Raw genomic sequence first — 24,950 nt, 5'->3', positions numbered from 1 at the left:
AGAGAGTTTCCCCCTCCCACAGGTTTAAAGGCTTACTTGCCTGATTTGATCTTGGTCCAGCTGCGTGTCATTTCACGCTGGGTCGCGGCTGGCAGGTCAGCAATGGCGTAGAGCTTGGCTTGCACATCCGCCGATGGGTAGATGCCTGGGTCGCTGGTGATGTCCTTGTCGACCAGGGCGGTAGCCTTCTCGTTACCGTTCGGGAAACGCACGCTGTTGGTGATCGACGCCATGACTTCTGGCTTGAGCAGGTAGTTCATGAACTTGTAGGCCGCGTCGACATTTTCGGCATCCTTAGGAATGGCGACCATGTCGTAGAAACTGCCGGCGCCTTCTTTCGGAATGTCGTACGCCACTTTGACCTTGCCACCGGCTTCAGCCGCGCGGGACTTGGCCTGCTGGATGTCACCCGAATAACCCACGGCTACGCAGATGTTGCCGTTGGCCAGGTCGGAGATGTACTTGGAGGAGTGGAAGTAACCGATCGAAGGACGGATCTTCAGGAACAGTTCTTCGGCTTTCTTCAGGTCATCTTTCTTCTGGGTGTCGGTCGGCAGGCCCAGGTAATGCAGGGCAATCGGCAACATTTCAGTCGGCGAATCAAGGAAGCTCACGCCGCAGCTTTTGAGCTTGGCGATGTTTTCAGGCTTGAGCAGCGTGTCCCACGAGTCGATCTTGTCCACGCCCAGCGCAGCCTTGACCTTCTCCGGGTTGTAGCCGATGCCGATCGAGCCCCACATGTACGGGAAGGCGTGCTTGTTGTCAGGGTCGCTGACCGACACGGCTTTGAGCAGGGATTTGTTCAGGTTGTCGTAGTTGGACAGCTTGGACTTGTCCAGCTCCTGATAAACGCCGGCCTTGATCTGCTTGGCCAGAAAGTTGTTCGACGGTACGACGATGTCATACCCGGACTTGCCGGCCAGCAATTTGGCCTCCAGGGTCTCGTTGCTGTCGAACACGTCGTACACCACTTTGATGCCCGACTCTTTTTCAAAGTTGGCGATGGTGTCCGGTGCGATGTAGTCGGACCAGTTGTAGACGTGCAGCACTTTATCGTCTGCCTGGGCCGCGCCTGCCATTGCGCCCATCAGGGACAAGGCGAGGAGGGTCTTGCCCGCGTTCTTCAAACCTAATGCCTTCATTTGGTGATGCTCCAATTTTTTCTTTTTTGGGCCACAAGCTATGTATGTTCCGCAGCCCAGCCAATGGGCAACAAAACAGGGCGACAGTCTGGCAAGTTCAGGGGCCGGCTTTCAACCAAAGCCCCCACATTTATAACCACTCGGTGCGCTGAGCACTGAGCCTAGCACTTAGCCTTGCAATGCCGCCAAAGTCAGGTCCAGGCACTGGCGAGCCTTGGTCACCAGCTCGTCGATTTCCGTCTTGCTGATCACCAGCGGCGGCGAAATGATCATGGTGTCGCCCACGGCGCGCATGATCAGGCCATTCTCGAAGCAGAACGTGCGGCAAATCATGCCAACGCCCTTGCCTTCGTAACGCTTGCGCGTGGCCTTGTCCTGCACCAGTTCAATCGCACCGAGCATGCCGACGCCACGCACTTCACCCACCAGAGGGTGATCCGCCAGCTCCCTCAGACGTTTCTGCAAATAGGGTGCCGTTTCGTCATGTACACGCTTAACAATCTGTTCATCGCGCATGATGCGGATGTTTTCCAGTGCGACTGCCGCCGCTACCGGATGACCGGAGTAGGTGAAGCCATGGTTGAAATCGCCGCCTTCGTTAAGCACGGCCACCACGTCATCGCGCACGATCAGGCCGCCCATGGGGATGTAACCCGAGGTCAGGCCCTTGGCGATGGTCATCATGTGCGGCTTGAGGCCATAGAAATCGCTACCAAACCACTCACCGGTACGGCCGAAACCGCAGATCACTTCGTCGGCGACAAACAGAATGTCGTACTTGGCGAGGATTTCCTTGATGCGCGGCCAGTAAGTCTCAGGCGGTACGATCACGCCGCCGGCGCCCTGGATCGGCTCGGCAATAAAGGCACCGACATTGTCCACGCCCAGTTCCAGGATCTTCTCTTCAAGCTGGTTGGCAGCCCACACGCCGAACTCTTCGGGGCTCATATCGCCGCCTTCACCGAACCAATACGGCTGGGCGATATGGACGATGCCCGGAATCGGCAAATCGCCCTGCTCGTGCATATAAGTCATGCCGCCCAGGCTGGCACCGGCCACGGTGGAACCGTGGTAGCCATTCTTGCGGCTGATGATGGTTTTCTTGTTCGGCTGGCCTTTGATCGCCCAGTAGTGGCGGACCATGCGCAACATGGTGTCGTTGCCTTCGGAGCCGGAACCAGTGAAGAACACGTGGTTCATGCCGGCTGGGGCGATGTCGGAAATGGCCTTGGCCAGTTCCAGCACCGGCGGGTGAGCGGTCTGGAAGAACAGGTTGTAGTACGGCAGTTCTTTCATTTGCTTGGCGGCGGCGTCGGCCAGTTCATCGCGACCGTAACCGATCGCCACGCACCACAGGCCGGCCATGCCGTCGAGGATCTTGTTGCCTTCGCTGTCCCACAGGTACACGCCGTGGGCTTTGGTGATGATTCGTGGGCCTTTCTCTTTCAATTGCTTGAAATCGCTGAACGGCGCCAGGTGGTGATCACTGCTCAAGGCTTGCCATTCACGGGTTTGCGGGTTGTTGCTGGACATACCGATCTCCTAGACTTTTCAGTGAAGGGCGCGCCGTTCAAAGGGCGCGCCCGGCGCATCAGACGGCAAAGAGCAGGAATTCCCGCTCCCACGAACTGATGACGCGCTTGAAGTTTTCATGCTCGGCCCGCTTGACCGCGACGTAGCCTGTGATGAATTTGTGCCCCAGGTATTTCTCGATGGTCTTGCTGTTTTCCATACGCTCCAGGGCATCTTCAATGGTCAGCGGCAAGCGCAGATTGCGTCGCTCGTAACCACGACCCACCACCGGCGCGCTCGGGTTATGGCCTTCGACCATGCCGATAAAACCGCACAGCAGGCTGGCGGCAATCGCCAGATACGGGTTGGCATCGGCGCCCGGCAGGCGGTTTTCCACGCGGCGGTTCTGCGGGCCGGCATCCGGTACGCGCAGGCCCACGGTGCGGTTTTCTTCGCCCCACTCCACGTTCACCGGCGCCGAGGTATCCGGCAGGAAGCGGCGGAACGAGTTCACATTGGGCGCAAACAACGGCAGCAATTCAGGGATGAATTTCTGCAAGCCGCCGATGTGGTTGAGGAACAGCTCACTCATGGTCCCGTCCTCATTGGAGAAGACGTTCTTGCCGGTGGCGATGTCGATGATGCTCTGGTGCAGGTGCATAGCGCTGCCGGGCTCGCCGGTCATGGGCTTGGCCATGAAAGTGGCGGCCACATCGTGCTTGAGCGCGGCTTCACGCATGGTGCGTTTGAACACCAGAATCTGGTCGGCCAGGGATAGCGCATCGCCGTGACGGAAGTTGATTTCCATCTGCGCAGTGCCGTCTTCGTGGATCAGGGTATCGAGGTCCAGTTCCTGTAGCTCGCACCAGTCGTAGACGTCTTCGAACAGTGGGTCGAATTCGTTGGCCGCTTCTATAGAGAAGGACTGGCGACCGGTTTCCGGGCGACCGGAACGCCCAATCGGCGGTTGCAGTGGGAAGTCCGGGTCTTCGCAGCGTTTGGTCAGGTAGAACTCCATCTCCGGCGCCACGATGGGCTGCCAGCCTTTATCGGCGTAGAGCTTGAGGACTTTCTTGAGCACGTTGCGCGGCGACAGCTCGATGGGGTTGCCTTGCTTGTCGTAGGTGTCGTGGATCACCTGTGCGGTGGGCTCGATGGCCCAGGGCACCAGGAACACCGCGTTCTGGTCGGGGCGGCAGATCATGTCGATGTCGGCCGGGTCGAGCAATTCGTAATAAATGTCGTCTTCGACATAGTCGCCGGTCACGGTCTGCAACAGAACGCTCTCGGGCAGGCGCATGCCTTTTTCGGCGATGAACTTGTTGGTCGGCGAAATCTTGCCTCGGGTGATACCGGTGAGGTCGCCAATCATGCATTCGACTTCTGTGATCTTGTGGTCTTTCAACCAATCGGTGAGCTGGTCGAGGTTGTTACTCATAAATGCCTCTGGGCTGGGTTTCCTGGCATCCATTAAAGGCCAGGCGTTGGTTGACGCAGCATCCGCGTCGTTTCTTCACTCAGGGTAGGAGCTTACCTGCCATTTGGGGTGGTAATGCATTCCTCACGCCAAAGTCGTGCAGAATCATGAGCGGCACCCGGGGTCGGCGCCCTTCAGAGGCGAAGGCGCGGTGAGTGAAGGGGCAGGAAAAAGGTCGCCCGAGGCGTCAAGAATATTGGCCGGGGCATGGGTATTCACGCAGGATGGGTGAACGGATGACAAAGCCCGTGTGAGGCAGGCCGAGACGCCGATTAGCGGCAGGCGAGACATGAAGCACCCCGGTATTATTGCTGTTATGGGTTTGAATCGAGCTTAGCCTTGTTCATTTTTTTACACAACACCCCCGTAAAAAATACAACACGGCCCGCTCAAGCCTGCGGTGCCCAAGCCGTTCAAAGCGGAAAAAACGCCCCGAAAAGCCCCAAAAAAGCCGTCACGGCGCTTTTTTAGGGCAAAAAAGGCCTCGCTTGACTTCGGCATGCCGTTCGGGTTGACTGAAACCAGAAAAGATCAATGATTGATATTTTTAACAACAAAGGTGTTGCATCATGTCGGTACCCCCGCGTGCCGTTCAGCTTAACGAAGCGAACGCGTTCCTTAAGGATCATCCTGAGGTTCTGTACGTAGACCTTCTAATTGCGGATATGAATGGTGTGGTGCGCGGCAAGCGCATCGAACGCACCAGCCTCCACAAGGTTTACGAGAAGGGCATTAACCTGCCTGCCTCTTTATTTGCCCTGGATATCAACGGCTCGACGGTGGAAAGCACCGGCCTGGGTCTGGACATCGGCGATGCTGACCGAATCTGTTATCCAATCCCCGACACCCTGTGCAATGAACCTTGGCAAAAGCGCCCTACCGCGCAGCTGCTAATGACCATGCACGAACTGGAAGGTGAACCTTTCTTCGCCGATCCGCGCGAAGTCCTGCGCCAGGTTGTAAGCAAATTCGACGACCTCGGTTTGACCATCTGCGCCGCCTTCGAGCTTGAGTTCTACCTGATCGACCAGGAGAACGTGAACGGCCGCCCACAACCGCCCCGCTCGCCGATCTCCGGCAAACGCCCGCACTCGACACAGGTCTACCTGATCGACGACCTCGACGAATACGTCGACTGCCTCCAGGACATTCTGGAAGGTGCCAAAGAGCAAGGCATCCCGGCCGACGCCATCGTCAAGGAAAGTGCCCCGGCGCAGTTCGAAGTGAACCTGCACCACGTGGCCGACCCAATCAAGGCCTGCGACTACGCCGTACTGCTCAAGCGCCTGATCAAGAACATCGCCTACGACCATGAGATGGACACCACCTTCATGGCCAAGCCTTACCCAGGCCAGGCAGGCAACGGTTTGCATGTACACATTTCGATCCTGGACAAGGACGGCAAGAACATCTTTGCCAGCGAGGATCCCGAGCAGAACGCCGCATTGCGTCACGCGATCGGCGGTGTGCTGGAGACCCTACCCGCCCAAATGGCGTTCCTGTGCCCTAACGTCAACTCCTACCGCCGTTTCGGCGCACAGTTCTACGTGCCGAACTCGCCGTGCTGGGGCCTGGACAACCGCACCGTGGCGATTCGCGTACCAACCGGCTCGGCCGATGCGGTGCGTATCGAACACCGCGTGGCGGGCGCCGACGCCAACCCTTACCTGCTGATGGCTTCGGTCCTGGCAGGCGTGCACCACGGTCTGACCAACAAGATCGAGCCTGGCGCTCCGGTGGAAGGCAACAGCTACGAGCAAAACGAGCAGAGCTTGCCGAACAACCTGCGCGATGCCCTGCGCGAGTTGGACGACAGCGAGGTGATGGCCAAGTACATCGATCCTAAGTACATCGATATCTTCGTCGCCTGTAAGGAAAGTGAGCTGGAAGAGTTCGAACACTCCATCTCCGACCTTGAATACAACTGGTACCTGCATACCGTGTAAGCGGTTGCCGCGATAAAAAAACGCCACAGGCTTTGGGTCTGTGGCGTTTTTTTATGGGGCTGTTCTGAGAGACCGGGTCGGTCTTATCGGGGGCAAGCCCCCTCCCAAACTTGGTATGTATTCACAGATCAAAAATGTGGGAGTGGGTTGCCCCCGATAGCTGCCTGGCAGACAACACAGATTCCTGCTCATACAATGCCCGCTGCCTTGTAGGAGACTTCCATGACCACCCGCCCCGCCGCCCCTCGCAAACCCCGCGCCCGCAGCCAGGCGCGGATCGATGCGATTCTCGATGCCGCCCGCACCCTGCTGGCCGCCGAAGGCGTGGCAAGTCTGTCGATCTACAGCGTGGCAGAACGCGCGCAGATTCCACCGTCGTCGGTTTATCACTTCTTCGCCAGCGTGCCGGCGCTGCTGGAGGCGTTGACCGCCGATGTGCATGGGGCCTTTCGTGCGGCGATTCAGGCGCCCATCGATCATGAACCCCTCAAGCAATGGCGCGATCTGTCCTGCATCGTCGAGCAACGCATGCTCACCATCTACGACCAGGATGCCGCCGCGCGCCAATTGATCCTGGCGCAGCATGGCCTCACCGAAGTAACCCAGGCCGACCGCCAACATGATCTGGAACTGGGCGACCTGATGTTCAAGGTTTTCAACCACCACTTCGAGGTGCCGACACTGCCCAGCGATGTGGATGTGTTCGCCCTGGCGCTGGAGCTGAGCGACCGCGTGTACGCGCGCTCGGTGCATCAGCATGGGCTGATCACGCCGCGCATGGCCGAGGAAGGCATGCGGGTGTTCGATGCGTATGTGGGGCTGTATCTACCGGCTTACCTGCCCAAGCGTTGAGCCTTGCGTTGACTGGGGCGATCCCATCGGGGGCAAGCCCCCTCCCACACTTTGACTTGTGAATACTTTCAAAAGGTGGGAGGGGGCTTGCCCCCGATGACGACCTCAAGCCAGTTCACAACTTGGCGATCGACACCTCGGTTGATTTCACAAAGGCAATCACTTCACTGCCAATGACCAGCTCCAGCTCTTTGACCGAGCGAGTGGTGATCACTGAGGTGACGATGCCGGAGGCGGTCTGCACGTCGATTTCCGACAACACGTCACCGACCACAATTTCCTTGATGGTGCCTTTGAACTGGTTACGCACGTTGATGGCTTTAATAGTCATGTCGTTCTCTCTTCATGGGGATAGGTGAGTTATTGCGCCCAACGCAATTGCGTCGGCAGCGGTGAAACAGGTTCGGGGTCGGGCGGTGTACCGGGTAGTGACAGCACGCGGTTGAGTACCTCGGCTTCCAGCGCGGCCAGGCGGTGGGAGCCACGGGCCCGTGGGCGGGGCAGGTCAACGATCAGGTCCAGACCGATTTCACCGTCTTCGATCAGGATCACCCGGTCGGCAATCGCCACGGCTTCGTTGACGTCATGGGTCACCAGCAGCACGGTAAAGCCATGCTGCTGCCAAAGGTTTTCGATCAGTTGCTGCATCTCGATGCGGGTCAGGGCATCCAGCGCGCCCAGCGGCTCATCGAGCAACAGTAGGCGCGGTTGGTGGATCAGCGCGCGAGCCAACGCCACGCGTTGCTTCTGGCCACCGGACAAGGCCGCCGGCCATTCATTGGCGCGCTCGGCCAGCCCCACCGCGTCCAAGGCTTGCAGTGCTTTGGCACGCCAGTCGCCTTTGAGGCCCAGGCCCACGTTGTCGATGATCTTTTTCCACGGCAGCAGACGCGCTTCCTGGAACATCAATCGCGTGTCTTCACGGGCCGCGCTCAGGGGTGCGGAACCGGCTAGCAGCTCTCCGCCGCTGGCGTCGTCCAACCCGGCCAGCAGGCGCAGCAAGGTACTTTTGCCGCAACCGCTGCGCCCCACCACGGCGACGAATTGCCCCGCCGGAATGTGCAGATCGATGCCCTTGAGCACTTCCCGCGTGCCGAAGGCTTTGCGCAACTTACGCACCGCCAGGGGAATCCCCTTGAGCAGGCGTGGAGGTTGTTGAGCGGTCATGCCGCACCTCCTTTATGCGTTTGGTACGCCGGATGCCAACGCAGCCACACCCGCTCCAGACCGCGCGCGGCCAGGTCCGCCAGTTTGCCGAGGATCGCGTACATCACGATCGCCAGCACCACCACGTCGGTTTGCAGGAATTCGCGGGCATTCATCGCCAGGTAACCAATACCGGAACTGGCCGAAATAGTTTCCGCCACGATCAGCGTCAACCACATAAAGCCCAGCGCAAAGCGCACGCCCACCAGGATCGACGGCAACGCGCCCGGCAGGATCACCTGCCAGAACAGGCTGAACCCGGACAACCCGTAACTGCGCGACATCTCCACCAGCGCCGGGTCGACGTTGCGAATGCCGTGGTAGGTATTCAGGTAGATCGGGAACAGCGTGCCGAGGGCCACCAGGAAAATCTTCGCCGTTTCGTCAATGCCGAACCACAGGATTACCAGCGGGATCAGCGCCAGGTGCGGCACGTTGCGAATCATCTGCACCGAGCTGTCGAGCAGGCGCTCGCCCCATGTCGACAGCCCGGTGATAAAGCCCAGAGCGAGGCCGATAGCGCCGCCGATCACAAAACCCAGGCCCGCGCGCCAGCCGCTGATGGCCAGGTGCGTCCAGATTTCACCGCTGCGCACCAGGTTAACCCCGGCCTCGATCACCGCGCTCGGCGCCGGCAGGATGCGCGTCGACAACCACCCCGCCGACACCGACACCTGCCACACCGCCAGCAACATCAGCGGCAGTACCCAAGGCGCCACGCGATGGCTCACTTTTTCAAGGTTCATCGCGCCGCCTCAGCTCTGTGACGCCGCTTTGGGAAGGATATCGTTGGCGACCATTTCGCCGAACGGGCTCACGTATCCGGCGCTTTTCGGTAATTCTGGACGCTCGATATCCAGGTGCGGGAACAGTAATTCGGCCACGCGGTACGACTCTTCCAGGTGCGGATAACCGGAGAAAATAAAGGTGTCGATGCCCAGCGCTGCGTATTCCTTTACGCGCTCGGCCACGGTTGCGCCGTCGCCTACCAACGCTGTACCCGCCCCGCCGCGAACCAGGCCGACGCCAGCCCACAGGTTGGGGCTGACTTCGAGGTTGTCGCGGTTGCCGCCGTGCAAGGCGGCCATGCGTTGCTGGCCCACCGAATCGAACCGCGCCAGTGAGGCTTGGGCGCGGGCGATGGTGTCGTCGTCCAAGTGGGAGATCAGTTTGTCGGCGGCTTTCCAGGCTTCGTCATTGGTTTCGCGCACGATCACATGCAGACGAATGCCGAAGCGTACAGTGCGCCCGAGCTTGGCGGCCTTGGCCCGCACTTGTTCGATTTTCTCGGCCACGGCGGCCGGTGGTTCGCCCCAGGTCAGCACCATTTCCACCTGTTCGGCCGCCAGGTCCTGGGCCGCTTCGGAGGAGCCACCGAAGTACAGCGGCGGCCGTGGCTGCTGGATCGGCGGGTAGAGCAATTTGGCGCCTTTGACGCTGATGTGTTGGCCGTCGTAATCCACGGTTTCGCCTTCAAGTACGCGGCGCCAGATACGGGTGAACTCCACCGAGGCCTGGTAGCGCTCTTCGTGGCTTAGGAACAGGCCATCACCGGCCAGTTCTTCGGGGTCGCCACCGGTCACCAGATTGAACAACGCCCGCCCGCCGGACAAACGATCCAGGGTCGCGGCCTGGCGCGCGGCCACCGTCGGGGAAATGATCCCCGGGCGCAGTGCGACCAGGAACTTGAGACGTTGGGTCACCGGGATCAGAGAAGCGGCCACCAGCCACGAGTCTTCGCAGGAACGCCCGGTGGGGATCAGCACCCCGCCGAAGCCCAGGCGATCGGCAGCCTGGGCGACTTGTTGCAGGTAACCGTGGTCCACGGCGCGAGCGCCTTCGGCAGTGCCAAGGTAATGACCGTCGCCGTGGGTAGGCAGGAACCAGAAAATATTGAGGCTCATGGAGTTGTCTCCTGAAGAAGTCGGATTACGGCGCTTTAGCAACAGCGGCCGGAGGCGTCCAGATCACGTCCTTGATGCTCAAGGGCTTGGGGATCAATTTGAGTTGGTAAAAGCTGTCGGCGATTTTCTGTTGAGCGGCCACCACTTGCGGGGTCAGGAACAGCGCGCCGTAGCCCTGGCGTTTTACCGAGGTGAGGGTGATGTCAGCCGGCAGGCCGAGCAGCGGCGCGACTTGGTCGGTGACTTCCTGCGGGTTGGCTTTGGACCACTCGCCCACGGCACGCACCTCTTCCACCAACGCGGTGATCACGTCGGGGTGCTGTTCGGCGTAGGGTTTGGTTGCCAGGTAGAACTGATGGTTGTCGGCGATGCCAGTACCGTCACGCAGGGTACGTGCTTGCAGTTGTTGCTCGGCGGCGGCCTGGTAGGGGTCCCAGATCACCCACGCATCCACACTGCCCCGCTCGAACGCCGCACGGGCATCGGCAGGCGGCAGGAATACGGTCTGCACATCGCTGTATTTCAGGCCGGCGTCCTCCAAGGCGCGCACCAGCAGGTAATGCACGTTGGAGCCTTTGTTGAGCACGATTTTCTTGCCCTTGAGCTCGGCCACCGATTTGATCGGTGAGTCTTTGGGCACCAGGATCGCTTCGCTGGTCGGTGCCGGTGGCTCGTAGGCCACGTAGAGCAGATCGGCACCGGCCGCCTGGGCGAAGACCGGCGGGGTTTCGCCGGTCACGCCGAAGTCGATGGAGCCGACGTTCAGACCTTCAAGCAACTGCGGGCCGCCAGGAAACTCGGTCCACTGCACCTGCACGCCTTGGGCGGCCAGACGTTTTTCCAGGGTGCCCTTGGCCTTGAGCAGGACCAAGGTGCCGTATTTCTGATAACCGATCCGCAGGGTCTCGGCGGCGTGAGCTTGAACAATGGCGCCGAAGGACACAGCCGCAGCAAACAGTGCGACCAGACCACGACGCAAGATGACAGTGCGCATGGCGCTCTCTCCAAAAATGCGATGAGGGGTTTTGGCTGCACCTGCTTGGCCGTTGGCGGCTGAGTAAGGTGAGTGTTTCCAGGTTTCAGGTACGGCTTAAATGCTCCAGCGAGCACTCAACAAACGTTCATTCAATACATGCGGATCAAGGGGTTTCGGGCGACGGGCCATGGCGCCGTAGAGCGTCTCTAGCGCCTCGTACAATCGCTGCTCCAGCACCGGCACCAACTGCGCCTGGGCACTGCCTTCGCCATAGGCGATCTGGCTGTCTTCGGCAAAAATGCCGTGGAGCAACTCCTGCGCCTTGAGCGCCGACAACACTGGCTTCAACGCGTAATCCACTGCCAGCATGTGCGCGATGCTGCCGCCGGTAGCCATTGGCAGCACCACCTTATGGGCCAAGGCCCGCTCAGGCAGCAGATCGAGCACGGTTTTCAACGCGCCGGAGAACGAAGCCTTGTAAACCGGCGTGGCGATCACCAGGCCGTCGGCGTTGGCGACCTGCTCCAGCAGGTCGATGACCTTTGGGCTGTCGAACCGAGCGTGCAGCAAGTCTTCGGCCGGGAAGTCCCGTACCTGGTAACTCACTACTTCCACGCCTTTGTGTTGCAACCACTGACGGGTTTTTTCCAGCAAGACCCCGGAGCGGGAACGCTGGCTGGGACTGCCTCCGAGTGTTACGACCAACATGCAGGAATTCCTTGAGCAAGTGCCGGCGGTTCGCTGAAGTGGCGATGGCGCCAAGATGGAACAGACCTTATCAGCTGATTCATATATCTATAAATCTTATTTTTTCATTTGTTTATTCCTTAAAAACATATGCACTTTATCAATCGCCAGGCGAAAAAAAAGGCCGTGGAAACGGCCTGAAAACCCCTGCTTTGATTCAGTTACAGATGCGGTACATCGTCTGCGAGAGGAGGGCTTGCCCCCGAGGCGATAGCGTCAACGATTGGGCTGCGGGGTCAGCCGCAGGTACGGCTTCACTGCGCGATAGCCCTTTGGAAAGCGTTTCTTGATCTCGTCCTCGTCCTTGAGCGACGGCACGATCACCACTTCATCCCCGTCTTGCCAGTTGGCGGGCGTGGCGACCTTGTGGTTATCGGTCAATTGCAGCGAGTCGATCACCCGCAGGATTTCATGGAAGTTGCGCCCGGTGCTGGCCGGGTAGGTGATGGTCAGGCGAATCTTTTTGTTTGGGTCAATTACGAACAACGATCGCACGGTGAGGGTGTCGCTGGCATTGGGGTGGATCAGGTCGTAGAGATCAGAGACCTTGCGATCGGCATCGGCCAGGATTGGGAAGTTGACGGTGGTGTTCTGGGTTTCGTTGATGTCTTCGATCCACTTGTGGTGCGAGTCCACTGGGTCAACCGACAGCGCGATGGCTTTGACGCCGCGCTGGGCGAATTCGTCTTTGAGCTTGGCGGTGAAGCCCAGCTCGGTAGTGCATACCGGCGTGAAGTCGGCCGGGTGGGAAAACAACACTCCCCAGCTATCGCCCAACCACTCGTGGAAACGAATTTTGCCGGCGCTGGAATCCTGTTCGAAGTCGGGGGCGATATCGCCCAGTCTGAGGCTCATGGTGTGGCTCCTGATGAGTGCTTATGGAGCCCACTGTGCATGGGTTGTGGCTATTTTAAAAAGAATAAATATCGATTTATCTAGACGATAAAAGAATATTAAAAATCGTTCATTGGACGGCGAAACGGAGGCTGTGCATCATCAATTTCAAGGTTCGAGAAGGCCTTGAGACGCTGCACAAAGAGGGGTTCAGGAAGGGCTTACGGGGGTGAGCCCGACTTGAGTAAACGAAGAAACCTCGCAATATGCGAGGTTTCTTCCATACAACCTTACAAGAAGCTGTAGGTGTAGTTGAAGATCAGGCGAGTCTGATCCTGGTCTTGGATGCCGGTGCCGCTACCACGGTAAGCACCGTGACGCAGAGTGGTACCAAAGCCTTTGAGCACACCTTGTTGGATGGTGTAGTCGATACGCATATCGCGTTCCCACTCGGACTGATCACCACCACCGCCCACGGCTTTGATGTTGTCGCCATGCAGGTAGGCAATCGAGGTTTTCAGGCCTGGAACACCCAGTGCGGCGAAGTCATACGAGTATTGACCGAAAGTCGTGTTTTCACCCGCACGGACGAACGAGTTGATCATGCTGTCGGTGAACAGGTAGAAGCTCGAACCGCCAGCACCTTCGTTACGACCGCGACCATCCACGACACTGCCCTGGTTCAGCCAGACGAAACCGCCGTCATCGCTGACGCGCTGGTGGCCGACCATGAAGGCGTTGCCACCCAGGGAGTAGGTGAACATGGCGCTCCAGGTTTTGTTATCAACCTCGCCAGTGTTCTTCGCGTAGCCGCCGTTGTTGTTGAAACGGTAGCCAACGTCGCCGTTCTTGCCGTCGGAGCTGCTGTCGAAGTAACGCAGATCGGTCTTGAACGATTGACCTTCACTGATCGGGTATACGTGGACCAGGCCCAGGAAGTGCTGCTTGTAGTAGTCTTCCAGGTTGGCGTAGTAGTACTGCAGCGTCAGGTCTTTGGTGACCTTCCAGTCGGCACCGCCAAACATGAACTTGTTGCTTTCCTGGGTGCCGCCGTTAACGGCCAGCCCGGTGCTGTTGCTCGACGCACGGCCAGTAGCGTGCTCAAGTTGACCGGCGTTAAAGGTCACATTGTCGATTTCTTTGGAGGTAACAGTGCCGCCTTCAAAGGTTTGCGGCAGCAGACGACCGTCGCTCGCAATCAGGATCGGCAGGTTCGGTGCCAAAGCCCCACCCAGATGCGCTTCGGTCTTGGAGAAGCGGGCCTTGACGTTGGCACTTGCGCTGCTCCAGCTGCTCACCGCAGAACCGTCGGTGTCACTTGGCACGAAGGTGTTGCTGTTCGGGTGATGGCCTTTGCCGCCATCTAAGTGGAAACCGACCAATGCCTGAGCATCAATACCAAAACCAACCACGCCTTGAGTGAAGCCAGACAGGTAGTTGAACTTCAAGCCGGTGGCTGTTTCGCGCTGATCACTGCCGCCGTCACGTTGATCGTTATCGAAATACAGAGTGCGCGAGCTGACACTTGCCTTGCTATCTTCAATGAAACCAGCAGCGCCTGCTTGCTGAGCGATTGCGCCCAGGGCTACAGCCAATGCCAAGGTGGACTTCTTCATGTACCGCTCCTCTCGTTTCTAATTTTTGTAGTTCTTTGGTCTCGGGTCTGACGCCCTCGATCCACAGATGCGCGATTAGCGCCAGATAGTGACTACCAAGTCAATCGTAACCTAGTGTGTCTACTACTTTCGTCTAACCGCTGTTGATTTGGTCCCTGCAGGGTCATGAGTTTTTCATACACCCAAAAAGAATTGTTTCATTCTTTTTCATACTGTTTTGGAATAAGCCATTGCGTAGATCGGGTAGGTCAGAGTAGACGAACCTATCTGGATGGTAATTCCTAAAAAGTATTTTTTTTGGCGCTATTTAGATCAGTAAAAAGTAGACGTAATGCTGCATACGTCACTCACGATCAAAAAGGCGACGCCATGATGGCTAAACGCATATCCTCCCGTCAATTTGTTACAGTTTTTGTATCGCAACAGCTTCTTTTGATTACAGTGTCGTAGCAACCGAAGGGCCAGGGCAGCGTCTTCGCCACGCAATCTACGCCGTACAGCGCTTACGGTATCGGTCAAAATCAAGCTTTCTGAAGGGTTTGTGGCGCTTTACGACTGTCACGTTGTCGCACCCCAAGCGCTCGGCAAGTTCTGAAAAAGCCCACAAAAAAGTAGGCGCGAGCTGACTCGCACCTACAGTCTTACGCGGCGCTTAGAGGGCTTTTTCGAAAATCTTCGAATTGCGCTGGTAGTTGTACAGCGAGGCGCGCGCGGACGGCAGACGGTCCACGCTGCTTGGCACAAACCCACGCTCCCGGAACCAATGGGCAGTGCGGGTGGTGAGGACGAACAACGTTTTCAAGCCCTGAGCCCTGGCGCGGGTTTCGATGCGCTCAAGCAGCTCATCGCCGCGCCCGCCGTGGCGGTATTCGGGGTTCACCGCCAGGCACGCGAGTTCACCGGCATCCGAATCGGCGATCTGGTACAGCGCCGCGCAGGCGATGATCATGCCTTCGCGTTCGACCACGCTGAACTGCTCGATTTCGCGCTCCAGCACTTCCCGCGAGCGGCGCACCAAAATGCCCTGCTCTTCCAACGGGCTGATCAGGTCGAGCAGGCCACCGACGTCCTCAATCGCCGCCTCGCGCACCAACTCGAATTGCTCCTGAGCCACCAACGTACCGCCACCGTCGCGGGTGAACAGTTCGGTGAGCAGCGCGCCGTCTTCGGCATAGCTGACGATATGGCTGCGCCCTACCCCGCCCCGGCAAGCCTGGGCCGCTGCGTCGAGCAATTCGGCTTGGTAGTTGCTGCTGCCCAGGCGCTGCAAATGCGCCGGCACTTGCTGCGGACGCAACTCGCGCACCAAACGCCCATGTTCATCGATCAGGCCGAGATCGGCACCGAACAGCAGCAATTTATCGGCTCCCAAGTCGATCGCGGCGCGAGTAGCGACATCTTCGCAGGCCAGGTTGAAAATCTCTCCGGTGGGCGAGTAACCCAGGGGCGACAGCAAGACGATAGAGCGCTCGTCCAACAGGCGATTGATGCCCTTGCGGTCGACCCGGCGCACTTCGCCGGTGTGGTGGTAGTCCACGCCTTCGAGTACGCCGATGGGGCGTGCAGTTACCAGATTGCCGCTGGCCACCCGCAGGCGCGAGCCCTGCATGGGCGATGAGGCCATGTCCATCGACAGGCGCGCTTCGATGGCGATACGCAGATGGCCGACCGCATCGATCACGCACTCCAGGGTAGCGGCATCGGTGATGCGCATGCCTTCGTGGTAAGCCGGGGTGAGGCCGCGCGCTTCAAGGCGCGCTTCGATCTGTGGACGCGAACCGTGCACCAGCACCAGGCGCACGCCCAGACTGTGGAGCAGCACCAGGTCGTGGACGATATTGCCGAAGTTGGGATGGTCCACACCATCGCCCGGCAACATGACCACAAAGGTGCAGTCGCGGTGGGCATTGATGTAAGGGGAAGCATGACGAAGCCAATTGACGTATTCGGGCATAACACCTGGGCCTGTAATAAAAAGCAGCCAAAAAAGGATGAATCGTGAAAGCGCACGGCGGGCTGATGGTTATCGTCGGAACAGGCTTGGCGACACGCTCACTCTCCTTCTATGTACGAACAGGCAGGGGTTAATTTATGCGGGTTTCAGGCAGTAATGTTCGATCAAATCCCGCAATAGACGCACTGTAGGCGTCAGGCGTGACATTTCGAGGTATTCGCCCGGCTGGTGCGCACAGGCGATATCGCCAGGGCCGAGCACCAGGGTTTCACAACCAAGGCGCTGAAGATAAGGCGCTTCGGTGCCGAACGCTACTGCTTCGGCACGATGACCGGTCAAACGTTCCGCAACCCGCACCAGCTCGGCGTCTTCCGGCTGCTCGAATGGCGGCACCGCCGGGAACAGCGGCGCGTAGTCGATCTTGACTTGATGGCGCTCGGCCAACGGTTGGAGCTTCTGCCGAATGGCATCGCGCAACACTTGAGGATCCATACCGGGCAGGGGGCGCAAATCGAACTCCAGGGAGCATTGGCCACAGATGCGGTTGGGGTTGTCGCCGCCGTGGATGCAGCCGAAGTTCAGGGTCGGTTGCGGCACGCTGAATTGCGGATTGCGGTACTCGCGCTGCCAGGCCAGGCGCAGGCCGCGCAGTTCACCGATGGCATCGTGCATGGCTTCAAGGGCGCTATGGCCGAGGCTGGGGTCCGACGAATGGCCGCTGCGACCGAGAATGTCGATGCGCTCCATCATCACGCCTTTATGCAGGCGGATCGGTTTGAGGCCCGTCGGCTCGCCAATCACCGCCGCGCGGCCCAGTGGGCGACCGGCCTCGGCCAGCGCACGGGCGCCGGACATGGAGCTTTCTTCATCGCAGGTAGCGAGGATCAGCAAGGGCTGCTTGAACGGTTGATCCAGCAGCGGCAACACTGCCTCGATTATCAAGGCGAAAAAGCCTTTCATGTCGCAACTGCCCAATCCTACCCAGCGACCGTCGATTTCCGTCAGTTTCAGCGGGTCGGTTTTCCACAACGCGGGGTCATAGGGCACGGTGTCGCTATGCCCGGCCAGCACCAGGCCGCCAGGGCCGCTGCCGAAACTGGCGAGCAGATTGAATTTGCCTGGGCTGACGGTCTGGATGTCGATGCTGAACCCCAGGTCACCCAGCCAGCCGGCAAGCAGGTCGATCACCGGGCGGTTGGTCTGGTCCAGGGACGCCTGGGTGCAACTGACCGACGGCGCGGCAATCAACGCGGCGAACTGCTCTTTCATGGACGGCAACGGCATATACAGTCTCCCCACTTCCCGGATGAACCTCACTATAGAGGCATCTGCACGACACAATAAACCGTTGCGGCGCGTTGCCGGGCTCAGTCCTGTACACTGCACGACCTTGGCAGCCACTCTTTTCCCCGGCTGCGCTCCCGATCCTGGATTTTCCGGCCATGCAGAAAGAAACCGAAATCAAGCTCCGCGTCAGCCGCGAAACACTCGCCGCGCTGCGTGAGCACCCGTTACTGAAAAAACGCAACAAAAGTGGCTGGGAACGCCGTGAGTTGATGAACCAGTATTTCGACACCCCCGAGCGCGACCTGGCCCAGGCCAAGGTTGCCCTGCGCCTGCGCAAGGACGGTGACGACATCATTCAAACCCTCAAGACCCGTGGCCAGAGCGTCGCCGGCTTGTCGGAACGCAATGAGTACAACTGGGACTTGCCCAAAGCCAAGCTCGACGTGAAGAAACTCGACGGCGAGTGCTGGCCCGAGCAACTGGCCGAGCTGGACAAAAAAACCCTCAAACCGATTTTTACCACCGACTTCGTGCGTGAACGCGCCGAAATCGCCTGGGGCCGCGGCAAGGCCAAGGTAGTGATCGAAGCCGCTCTGGACCTGGGCCATGTAGTGGCCGGCAAACAGAAAGAAGAAATCTGCGAGCTGGAACTGGAACTGCGCGAAGGCGAGCCGGCCGCCCTGCTGGAACTGGCCGCCGAACTGGCCGCCACCCTGGCGCTGATGCCATGCGATATCAGCAAGGCCGAGCGCGGCTACCGCCTGTATGACGCCAGCAGTTACTCCCTGAGCCTGCCGGCGCCACAGCTACACGCCGAAATGCCGCTGGACGATGCTTTCGCCGCCCTGATGTGGCACCTGCTCGGCAGCAGCCAGCGCCTGGCTGAACAATACCGTTTCAACGGCCACTGGCGCCTGCTGCAGGACTGGGTCGATAACCTCGGCGAACTGCGTGCTCTGGTCGGCAGCCTCGGCCAGGCCGCGCCCCGCCAGTCCACCAGCGAACTGCGCACTGCGCTGGACGCGCTGCTGGAAGACTGGCGCCCACTGGTGCAGGCCGGTGACGATGATGAAGACATCCGTAAAGCCGCACCGGAACAATTCGCCGAAGAATTGGAAGACGTGCGCTGGGGCCTGTTCTCACTCAACACGTCGCGCTGGTTGATGGCCCGCACTTGGACCGCCGACCGCAACGTGCGTGGCAACCGCCAGGGCGCCGCGCAAATCGCCAACTGGTTGCCGCGCCTGCTGGCCGACGACGCCGTCGCCTTGCAACTGCCACGCTACCAGCAGCAGCCGGAAGACTTGGCCGAGCAACTGCCACGTATCGAACGCATCCAGGCCTGGCTACACCACACCCGCCATGTGCTGGACATTCCGGAACTGGATCGTCTCTACGGCGAGCTGAACAAGTTGGCGCTACTGGCCAACCAGCCGATCACCGATGAGTCGCTGGATGCGCGGATGCACCAGGCGATTGCGGTGTATCAGAACCGTGCGTGGAAGACCCTGCTGCGTCTGTAACATTGCAATCGGCCGCCAGCCCTCCCACATTTGAAATGCATTCCAAGTGTGGGAGGGGGCTCGCCCCCGATAAGGTCCACCCGGTCAGCGCAATACTGGCAGGCTGGTGGTCGACTTGATTTCAGACAGCGCCACAATCGAATTGACCTCCTGAATCCCCGGCACCATTGACAGCTTCTCGAAGAAAAACCGTTCGTACGCCTCGATGTCCGACGTCACGATGCGCAGCAGGAAATCCACTGCCCCCATCAGCACGTAACACTCCAACACTTCCGGAAACCCGCGAATCGCCTCGGTGAATTCGGTGAAGTTGGAACGGCCGTGGGCGTTGAGTTTGACCTCGGCGAATATCTGCGTGTTAAGGCCGATTTTCTTGCGATCCAGCAATGTCACCTGACCGCGTATCACCCCTTCCTCCTTGAGCCGTTGAATCCTGCGCCAACAGGGCGACTGGGACAGGCCGACCTGCTCGGCGATCTGCGCGCTGGACAGCGATGCATCTTCTTGCAGCAACGCCAGGATGCGGCGATCGTAGGCGTCCAATTCACTGTGCATAAAAATACCTTCTTTAGACCGTCTATTGGATTGAATACGTTTTTATGTCCGTATTTACGCCAATATTAGATAAGAAATCTCCGAGGTTGGATGTAAAAATTCCTCCACTCAATTTGGAGAGTCAGCATGCACGCCGTCGAAACCACTCCGCCTGTCACCCGCGTCGATGCATGGGCCGTCAACACCGCCCACTGTCAGGCCCATTACCAGATCGTCGCCGAAGCCGAGCCCGATGTGCTGTGCCGCGTGCTCAACTATTTCGCCCTGCAATTTCTTACGCCTCGGCAGGTCTCGGTGAGTCGAGACGTAGACGCACTGAATATCCAAATTGTGCTCGATGGTCTGAGCTGGCATCGGGCCCAGGTGATCGGCGAAAAGATTCGAAACCTGATCAGCGTATGTTCTCTGGACGTGTGGACGCCCGATGCACTGGGGGCCGGCGTCCAGATGGCGGTCGCCAGGTAAAAACCTGCAACACAGGTTGACGTGGAGAACGTCGGAGGCTGACTAGCCTGGGGAAACATCCAAGGCCATCCGGAAACCTCTTCATGCCTGCTGATCGTCGTTTGGAGCTGCAACCGTTGCTGCCACCCTTGGTGGAATATGGGCTGATTACGCCCGACATCGCGCACCGCTTATCGGCGCTGCCAGCCGATACGACCCGCCACCCACTGGAGCGCATCGCGGAGCTGGGGCCATGCCTGGAACGCCTCACTCAGTGGCTTGCCGAGCAGGCCGGGCAAGTCTATCTACGCATCGACCCGCTGAAGATCGACGTCGCGACGGTGGTGCCGCTGATGTCCCATGCGTTCGCCCAACGCCACGGCATCCTCGCGGTGGCGGTGGACGCGCAAACCGTCACCGTTGCCAGTGCGCAGCCCTATGTGACCTGCTGGGAGGCCGGCCTGGCGCAGGTGCTCAAGCGTTCGATCACGCGCGTGGTGGCCAACCCGCAGGATATTCAACGCTGCATCGGCGAATTCTATCGACTGGCACAATCGGTCAACGGTGCTGAGCAGAAGGTCACCGCACCGGGCCATCCGGACCTGCTCAACCTTGGGGGCAGCGATCAGGAGCCGGACGCTAACGATGCACACATTGTCCATATCGTCGATTGGCTGCTGCAGTACGCCTTTGCCCAGCGGGCCAGTGATATCCATATCGAGCCCTGCCGGGATCAGGGCCGCGTGCGCTTTCGCATTGACGGGTTGCTGCACGATGTCTATCAATTCCCACCCCAGGTTACGGTGGCTGTGGTCAGCCGCCTCAAGAGCCTGGGCCGCATGAACGTGGCGGAGAAACGTAAACCCCAGGACGGTCGGGTGAAGACCAAAAGCCCGGCGGGTACTGAAATCGAGTTGCGCCTGTCGACCCTACCCACGGCCTTCGGCGAAAAACTGGTGATGCGGATTTTCGACCCTCAGGTCCTGCTCAAGAGTTTTGACCAGTTGGGTTTGTCGGATGACGACCGGCACCGCTGGAATGCCATGACGCGCCAGACCAACGGCATCATCCTGGTCACCGGGCCTACCGGCTCAGGCAAAACCAGCACGCTCTACACCACGCTCAAGCAGCTCGCGACCCGTGAGGTCAACCTGTGCACCGTGGAAGACCCGATCGAGATGGTCGAGCCGGCGTTCAATCAGATGCAGGTGCAACACAATATCGACCTGACCTTTGCCAGCGGCATCCGCGCTCTACTGCGCCAGGACCCGGACATCATCATGATCGGCGAGATTCGCGATCAGGAAACCGCAGAAATGGCTATCCAGGCCGCGCTGACCGGGCATCTCGTGCTGTCCACCCTGCACACCAACGACGCGCCCAGCGCCATCAGTCGGCTTCAGGAACTGGGTATTGCTCATTATTTGATCAAGGCTACCTTGTTGGGGGTGATGGCGCAGCGCTTGGTACGGGTGCTATGTCCTTATTGCAAGCGTATGGGCGATGACGGCCATGAAGCGGTGGGATGTGCGGAGTGCCGTCACAGCGGTTACCGGGGAAGAGCCGGTGTTTACGAAATCATGATATTGGACGAGTCGCTCAAAGCGCTGATTACCCCGGGCGCCGATGTTCAAGCCCTGCGTCAGGCGGCGATGGCGCACGGGATGTGCAGCTTGCGCATGGCGGGCATGCAGAAGGTCAGGACGGGGCAGACCACCTTGGCTGAAGTGCTGCGGGTCACCCCCTCAGATTCAGTAACAAATCCCTAGATTACGGCGCGGGCAGATCGTTCTTATCGCAGACAACACCATTACAATCAGCAAACGTTGCGTCACTGACATCATCAGATAGGGAATCGTCATGCAAATCGGAACCGTACTGCTGCTCTTTGTAGGATTGGCCATCGCCATTCTGTTCATGGGCTTCAAAGTCGTGCCCCAGGGTTACCAATGGACGGTCGAGCGCTTTGGCCGCTATACGAACACGCTCAAGCCAGGCCTGAATATCATCATCCCGGTCATGGACCGTATCGGTCGCAAGATCAACGTAATGGAAAGCGTGCTGGATATCCCGCCGCAAGAAGTCATCACTGCCGATAACGCCACCGTGCAGATCGATGCCGTGTGTTTCTTCCAGGTGGTCAATACCGCTCAGGCTGCCTACGAGGTCAACAACCTCGAACACGCCATTCGGAATCTGCTGCAAACCAATATCCGAACCGTACTCGGCTCGATGGAACTGGATGCGATGCTGAGCCAGCGCGATGGCATCAATGAAAAACTGCTGAAAACCGTGGACGAAGCCACCGCGCCCTGGGGCATCAAGATCACACGTATCGAAATCAAAGACATCAGCCCCCCGGCCGACCTGATGGCGGCCATGTCCGGCCAGATGAAAGCCGAGCGGATCAAACGTGCGCAAATCCTTGAAGCTGAAGGGCTGCGGGCCTCGGCGATCCTCACCGCAGAGGGCAAAAAGCAGGCCCAGATTCTGGAGGCCGAAGGTAGCCGGCAAGCGGCGTTCCTCGAATCCGAAGCCCGCGAACGCCAGGCCGAGGCTGAAGCACGGGCGACCCAAGTGGTGTCGGAAGCCATCGCCTCGGGCAACGTGCAGGCGGTCAACTACTTCGTCGCGCAAAAGTATATCGACGCCCTGGGCAAGCTGGCCTCGGCCAACAACAGCAAGGTCATCCTGATGCCGCTTGAAGCCAGCCAGGTGATCGGTGCGGTCGGTGGCATCGGCGAGATCGTCAAGGCAACGTTCGATAACAAGAAGGGCTGAGGCCATCGCCATGTGGGATTTCCTGCTGCACCTGTCGTTTTGGGATTGGCTGGCCTTGGGCACAGTGCTGTTGATTCTTGAGGTCTTCGGCGCCGGTGGTTACCTGCTATGGATGGGTATCGCAGCGGCAGCCGTGGGCGTGATCAAGTTTCTGGTTCCGCCCCTCGCGCTGGAATGGCAACTTCTGTTGTTTGCCGTGCTGTCGATATTGACGGCGGTGTACTGGTGGAAACGTCAGCGCAGCAGCGCCAAGGTCAGTGACCAACCGGGGCTGAATGAACGCGGCTCAGAGTTGATCGGCCGCACATTCGTGGTGCACCAGGCGATTGTGGATGGAAGAGGTAAGGTGAAGGTCGGCGACGGTGTGTGGATGGTCAGCGGCCCCGACTGCCCGGTAGGCGCTCAAGTACGCGTGATTGCCCAGGAAGGCGTGGTGTTGAAGGTTGAAACTGTTTAGTCAATGACGGAACTCGATTGGGCTAACCACGATCCAAACGTACAGATCACCCACCCGGAGTCACCCATCATGCGTCTCAAATATGCTGTCGCAACCCTCGCTGTGCTTTCCCTTCCTGTCGGTTCAGCCATGGCCGACAGTTTCTGGCGCAATGTCATCTCCTCCGGTGCCACCACCGGCTCGACCTACCTGACATTCAAAGACCACAAACTGGTGGTCGCCGCTCAAGACGACGCCGGCAGCTTCGTAGCCAGCGACGGTGGTATCCGTGGCCCGTACCTGGAGGCCGCAATGCAGAAAGTCCGCGCCGACAACCCAGGCTTGCAAGCCACGGACATGGAGTTGGCCAACGCCATCCTCGCGAAAAACGCTGTCACTGAGTGATAGCTTCTCGCTGAAAAATGCCGCTTTTGAAGCGGCATTTTTTTGCCCGTAAGGCGACGATTCATTCACAGGCGACAGGCTATATTCAGTCGAACCGTGCAACCATGCCGGTGCGCACACGCCTCACCACCATCGCCAATCAGAACGGATGCCGTCATCGTCATGAGCCAACAGCCTTTCCTGCCGTTTTCCAAACCCACCATCGATGAAGCCACCATTTCGGCAGTAGGCGACGTATTGCGCTCGGGCTGGATCACCAGCGGGCCGAAGGTGCAGGCGTTCGAGGCGCAACTTTCGGAATATTTTGGCGGCCGTCCGGTGCGCACGTTTAACTCAGGCACCTGCACCATGGAGATTGCCTTGCGCATCGCGGGCATCGGGCCGGGCGATGAAGTCATCACTACACCGATCTCCTGGGTAGCCACCGCCAACGTCATTCTGGAAGTTGGCGCCACACCGGTATTCGCCGATATCGACCCTGTTACCCGTAATATCGACCTGGCCCAAGTGGAAGCCGCGATCACGCCACGCACCAAGGCAATCATTCCTGTCTATCTGGCCGGCTTGCCGCTGGACATGCCGATGCTCTATGCACTGGCCAATAAGTACAACCTGCGTATCGTCGAAGATGCCGCCCAGGCGCTGGGCTCCACCTGGGACGGCGAGCGCATCGGCGCCACTGGGGATTTCGTGTCGTTCAGTTTCCAGGCAAACAAGAACATCACCTGCTCCGAGGGCGGCTGCCTGGTGCTGAACAATGCCGATGAGGCGCGGCTGGCCGAAAAGTACCGCCTGCAGGGCGTGACCCGTACCGGCTTCGACGGTCTGGATGTGGATGTGCTGGGCGGCAAGTTCAATATGACTGACATTGCCGCCGCCATTGGGCAGGGACAATTCGCTCATATCGAGCAGATCACTGCCCATCGCCAGAATCTTGCGCGTCACTACTTCAACTGTTTTGGCAGTGACTTCGAAGAAAAGTACGGGGCGCAACTGCCGCCGGCCGACTTCGAAAACAGCAACTGGCACCTGTTCCAACTCGTGCTGCCGGAACGCCAGGACGGTTTGCCCGCCCGCGCTACATTTATGGAGCGGATGCAGGCCCACGGTGTTGGCATTGGCTATCACTACCCGCCGATCCACCTGCTGAGCCTGTATCGGGCGCAGGGTTTCAAGGAAGGCATGTTCCCGGTGGCGGAAAAGGTCGGGCGTTTGATCGTGTCGTTGCCGATGTTCACGGCGATGACGGAGGCGGATGTGGAGCGCTCGGTGGCGGCGGTAAAGGCCGTCTTGACGGCGAGCTGAACACTCACGGCTCAATGTGGGAAGGAACTGGCGCCCTCCCACATGAGA

General features: G+C 59.2%; 23 protein-coding genes. 9 read left to right on the top strand and 14 right to left on the bottom strand.

The genetic code is table 11. From position 1 onward, the window contains the following. Positions 1 to 32 precede the first annotated feature (32 nt). From ACFZPT_RS02155 to ACFZPT_RS02145, 3 genes are all read right to left on the bottom strand, one after another. Positions 33 to 1,127 carry a polyamine ABC transporter substrate-binding protein gene (locus ACFZPT_RS02155; RefSeq protein ID WP_034101766.1) on the bottom strand — a complete coding sequence of 365 codons (1,095 nt, stop codon included), beginning with the start codon at positions 1,125 to 1,127 and terminating at the stop codon, positions 33 to 35. Positions 1,128 to 1,310: 183 nt separating this feature from the next. Continuing rightward, positions 1,311 to 2,675, bottom strand: a complete 1,365-nt coding sequence (locus ACFZPT_RS02150; protein ID WP_034101357.1) for an aspartate aminotransferase family protein — start codon at positions 2,673 to 2,675, stop codon at positions 1,311 to 1,313. Between the two features lie 58 nt (positions 2,676 to 2,733). After that, the gene (locus ACFZPT_RS02145) at positions 2,734 to 4,092 is read right to left on the bottom strand and encodes a glutamine synthetase family protein (RefSeq protein ID WP_034101358.1); all 1,359 of its coding nucleotides are present in this window, start codon (positions 4,090 to 4,092) and stop codon (positions 2,734 to 2,736) included. Positions 4,093 to 4,700: 608 nt separating this feature from the next. Here ACFZPT_RS02145 and ACFZPT_RS02140 point away from each other — a divergent pair. After that, positions 4,701 to 6,077 (top strand): glutamine synthetase family protein, encoded by a 1,377-nt coding sequence (locus tag ACFZPT_RS02140; protein ID WP_034101359.1) that lies wholly within the window; start codon positions 4,701 to 4,703, stop codon positions 6,075 to 6,077. 222 nt (positions 6,078 to 6,299) lie between these two features. After that, entirely contained in the window at positions 6,300 to 6,929 is a 630-nt protein-coding gene (locus tag ACFZPT_RS02135; RefSeq protein ID WP_034101360.1) for a TetR/AcrR family transcriptional regulator, read from the top strand. A gap of 115 nt (positions 6,930 to 7,044) precedes the next feature. Here the strand turns inward: ACFZPT_RS02135 and ACFZPT_RS02130 are convergent, their stop codons facing one another. The 10 genes from ACFZPT_RS02130 to argE all read right to left on the bottom strand — a co-directional run bounded on the left by ACFZPT_RS02130 (position 7,045) and on the right by argE (position 17,450). Next, positions 7,045 to 7,260: a molybdopterin-binding protein gene (locus tag ACFZPT_RS02130; protein WP_003176783.1), complete on the bottom strand. Its 216-nt coding sequence runs from the start codon at positions 7,258 to 7,260 to the stop codon at positions 7,045 to 7,047. A gap of 29 nt (positions 7,261 to 7,289) precedes the next feature. Beyond that, a complete protein-coding gene (gene ssuB, locus ACFZPT_RS02125) occupies positions 7,290 to 8,096 on the bottom strand; it encodes an aliphatic sulfonates ABC transporter ATP-binding protein (protein WP_034101361.1) in 807 nt (268 codons plus the stop codon). After that, positions 8,093 to 8,881, bottom strand: a complete 789-nt coding sequence (ssuC, locus tag ACFZPT_RS02120; protein WP_034115408.1) for an aliphatic sulfonate ABC transporter permease SsuC — start codon at positions 8,879 to 8,881, stop codon at positions 8,093 to 8,095. Before ssuC ends, ssuB begins: the two co-directional genes overlap by 4 nt. A 9-nt stretch (positions 8,882 to 8,890) precedes the next feature. Continuing rightward, entirely contained in the window at positions 8,891 to 10,039 is a 1,149-nt protein-coding gene (gene ssuD / locus ACFZPT_RS02115; RefSeq protein ID WP_034115409.1) for an FMNH2-dependent alkanesulfonate monooxygenase, read from the bottom strand. A gap of 25 nt (positions 10,040 to 10,064) precedes the next feature. Then, positions 10,065 to 11,033 (bottom strand): sulfonate ABC transporter substrate-binding protein, encoded by a 969-nt coding sequence (locus ACFZPT_RS02110; RefSeq protein WP_034101364.1) that lies wholly within the window; start codon positions 11,031 to 11,033, stop codon positions 10,065 to 10,067. A gap of 96 nt (positions 11,034 to 11,129) precedes the next feature. Next, the gene (ssuE, locus tag ACFZPT_RS02105) at positions 11,130 to 11,723 is read right to left on the bottom strand and encodes an NADPH-dependent FMN reductase (RefSeq protein WP_034101365.1); all 594 of its coding nucleotides are present in this window, start codon (positions 11,721 to 11,723) and stop codon (positions 11,130 to 11,132) included. Between the two features lie 255 nt (positions 11,724 to 11,978). Beyond that, positions 11,979 to 12,617: a peroxiredoxin gene (locus ACFZPT_RS02100; protein WP_034115410.1), complete on the bottom strand. Its 639-nt coding sequence runs from the start codon at positions 12,615 to 12,617 to the stop codon at positions 11,979 to 11,981. Positions 12,618 to 12,886: 269 nt separating this feature from the next. After that, positions 12,887 to 14,212 carry an OprD family outer membrane porin gene (locus ACFZPT_RS02095; protein WP_034115411.1) on the bottom strand — a complete coding sequence of 442 codons (1,326 nt, stop codon included), beginning with the start codon at positions 14,210 to 14,212 and terminating at the stop codon, positions 12,887 to 12,889. Between the two features lie 652 nt (positions 14,213 to 14,864). Further along, complete coding sequence (gene argA / locus ACFZPT_RS02090; RefSeq protein WP_034101368.1) at positions 14,865 to 16,166, bottom strand: amino-acid N-acetyltransferase; 1,302 nt, start codon at positions 16,164 to 16,166, stop codon at positions 14,865 to 14,867. A gap of 135 nt (positions 16,167 to 16,301) precedes the next feature. After that, the gene (gene argE / locus ACFZPT_RS02085; protein WP_034101369.1) at positions 16,302 to 17,450 is read right to left on the bottom strand and encodes an acetylornithine deacetylase; all 1,149 of its coding nucleotides are present in this window, start codon (positions 17,448 to 17,450) and stop codon (positions 16,302 to 16,304) included. A gap of 158 nt (positions 17,451 to 17,608) precedes the next feature. On the opposite strand from argE, the gene ACFZPT_RS02080 reads away from it, so the two are divergent. Beyond that, positions 17,609 to 18,976: an inorganic triphosphatase gene (locus ACFZPT_RS02080; RefSeq protein WP_034115412.1), complete on the top strand. Its 1,368-nt coding sequence runs from the start codon at positions 17,609 to 17,611 to the stop codon at positions 18,974 to 18,976. Positions 18,977 to 19,060: 84 nt separating this feature from the next. Here the strand turns inward: ACFZPT_RS02080 and ACFZPT_RS02075 are convergent, their stop codons facing one another. After that, positions 19,061 to 19,531, bottom strand: coding sequence for an Lrp/AsnC family transcriptional regulator (locus ACFZPT_RS02075; RefSeq protein WP_003195279.1), 471 nt, complete (start codon positions 19,529 to 19,531; stop codon positions 19,061 to 19,063). A 126-nt stretch (positions 19,532 to 19,657) separates the two neighbouring features. Here ACFZPT_RS02075 and ACFZPT_RS02070 point away from each other — a divergent pair, with 126 nt between their 5' ends. From ACFZPT_RS02070 to ACFZPT_RS02045, 6 genes are all read left to right on the top strand, one after another. Further along, complete coding sequence (locus ACFZPT_RS02070; protein WP_034115413.1) at positions 19,658 to 19,996, top strand: hypothetical protein; 339 nt, start codon at positions 19,658 to 19,660, stop codon at positions 19,994 to 19,996. An 83-nt stretch (positions 19,997 to 20,079) separates the two neighbouring features. Then, the gene (locus tag ACFZPT_RS02065; protein WP_034115414.1) at positions 20,080 to 21,744 is read left to right on the top strand and encodes a GspE/PulE family protein; all 1,665 of its coding nucleotides are present in this window, start codon (positions 20,080 to 20,082) and stop codon (positions 21,742 to 21,744) included. Positions 21,745 to 21,835: 91 nt separating this feature from the next. Then, positions 21,836 to 22,756: an SPFH domain-containing protein gene (locus tag ACFZPT_RS02060; RefSeq protein ID WP_010207363.1), complete on the top strand. Its 921-nt coding sequence runs from the start codon at positions 21,836 to 21,838 to the stop codon at positions 22,754 to 22,756. Between the two features lie 10 nt (positions 22,757 to 22,766). Beyond that, entirely contained in the window at positions 22,767 to 23,213 is a 447-nt protein-coding gene (locus ACFZPT_RS02055; RefSeq protein ID WP_034101373.1) for an NfeD family protein, read from the top strand. A gap of 69 nt (positions 23,214 to 23,282) precedes the next feature. After that, positions 23,283 to 23,597: a DUF2388 domain-containing protein gene (locus ACFZPT_RS02050; RefSeq protein WP_003176799.1), complete on the top strand. Its 315-nt coding sequence runs from the start codon at positions 23,283 to 23,285 to the stop codon at positions 23,595 to 23,597. 162 nt (positions 23,598 to 23,759) lie between these two features. Further along, the gene (locus ACFZPT_RS02045) at positions 23,760 to 24,902 is read left to right on the top strand and encodes a DegT/DnrJ/EryC1/StrS aminotransferase family protein (protein ID WP_034115415.1); all 1,143 of its coding nucleotides are present in this window, start codon (positions 23,760 to 23,762) and stop codon (positions 24,900 to 24,902) included. Positions 24,903 to 24,950: the final 48 nt, after the last annotated feature.

Origin of the sequence: Pseudomonas sp. MD330_10 (assembly GCF_042610415.1) — a bacterium.
Taxonomy (GTDB): domain Bacteria; phylum Pseudomonadota; class Gammaproteobacteria; order Pseudomonadales; family Pseudomonadaceae; genus Aquipseudomonas; species Aquipseudomonas rhodesiae.
This window is presented reverse-complemented; position numbering and strand designations above follow the sequence as displayed.

Bases quoted from the DNA above. Each gene is read 5' to 3' on its own strand.
- ACFZPT_RS02150 (WP_034101357.1), bottom strand. From the start codon at position 2,675: ATGTCCAGCAACAACCCGCAAACCCGTGAATGGCAAGCCTTGAGCAGT.
- ACFZPT_RS02145 (WP_034101358.1), bottom strand. From the start codon at position 4,092: ATGAGTAACAACCTCGACCAGCTCACCGATTGGTTGAAAGACCACAAG.
- ACFZPT_RS02140 (WP_034101359.1), top strand. From the start codon at position 4,701: ATGTCGGTACCCCCGCGTGCCGTTCAGCTTAACGAAGCGAACGCGTTC.
- ACFZPT_RS02135 (WP_034101360.1), top strand. From the start codon at position 6,300: ATGACCACCCGCCCCGCCGCCCCTCGCAAACCCCGCGCCCGCAGCCAG.
- ACFZPT_RS02130 (WP_003176783.1), bottom strand. From the start codon at position 7,260: ATGACTATTAAAGCCATCAACGTGCGTAACCAGTTCAAAGGCACCATC.
- ssuB (WP_034101361.1), bottom strand. From the start codon at position 8,096: ATGACCGCTCAACAACCTCCACGCCTGCTCAAGGGGATTCCCCTGGCG.
- ssuC (WP_034115408.1), bottom strand. From the start codon at position 8,881: ATGAACCTTGAAAAAGTGAGCCATCGCGTGGCGCCTTGGGTACTGCCG.
- ssuD (WP_034115409.1), bottom strand. From the start codon at position 10,039: ATGAGCCTCAATATTTTCTGGTTCCTGCCTACCCACGGCGACGGTCAT.
- ACFZPT_RS02110 (WP_034101364.1), bottom strand. From the start codon at position 11,033: ATGCGCACTGTCATCTTGCGTCGTGGTCTGGTCGCACTGTTTGCTGCG.
- ssuE (WP_034101365.1), bottom strand. From the start codon at position 11,723: ATGTTGGTCGTAACACTCGGAGGCAGTCCCAGCCAGCGTTCCCGCTCC.
- ACFZPT_RS02100 (WP_034115410.1), bottom strand. From the start codon at position 12,617: ATGAGCCTCAGACTGGGCGATATCGCCCCCGACTTCGAACAGGATTCC.
- ACFZPT_RS02095 (WP_034115411.1), bottom strand. From the start codon at position 14,212: ATGAAGAAGTCCACCTTGGCATTGGCTGTAGCCCTGGGCGCAATCGCT.
- argA (WP_034101368.1), bottom strand. From the start codon at position 16,166: ATGCCCGAATACGTCAATTGGCTTCGTCATGCTTCCCCTTACATCAAT.
- argE (WP_034101369.1), bottom strand. From the start codon at position 17,450: ATGCCGTTGCCGTCCATGAAAGAGCAGTTCGCCGCGTTGATTGCCGCG.
- ACFZPT_RS02080 (WP_034115412.1), top strand. From the start codon at position 17,609: ATGCAGAAAGAAACCGAAATCAAGCTCCGCGTCAGCCGCGAAACACTC.
- ACFZPT_RS02075 (WP_003195279.1), bottom strand. From the start codon at position 19,531: ATGCACAGTGAATTGGACGCCTACGATCGCCGCATCCTGGCGTTGCTG.
- ACFZPT_RS02070 (WP_034115413.1), top strand. From the start codon at position 19,658: ATGCACGCCGTCGAAACCACTCCGCCTGTCACCCGCGTCGATGCATGG.
- ACFZPT_RS02065 (WP_034115414.1), top strand. From the start codon at position 20,080: ATGCCTGCTGATCGTCGTTTGGAGCTGCAACCGTTGCTGCCACCCTTG.
- ACFZPT_RS02060 (WP_010207363.1), top strand. From the start codon at position 21,836: ATGCAAATCGGAACCGTACTGCTGCTCTTTGTAGGATTGGCCATCGCC.
- ACFZPT_RS02055 (WP_034101373.1), top strand. From the start codon at position 22,767: ATGTGGGATTTCCTGCTGCACCTGTCGTTTTGGGATTGGCTGGCCTTG.
- ACFZPT_RS02050 (WP_003176799.1), top strand. From the start codon at position 23,283: ATGCGTCTCAAATATGCTGTCGCAACCCTCGCTGTGCTTTCCCTTCCT.
- ACFZPT_RS02045 (WP_034115415.1), top strand. From the start codon at position 23,760: ATGAGCCAACAGCCTTTCCTGCCGTTTTCCAAACCCACCATCGATGAA.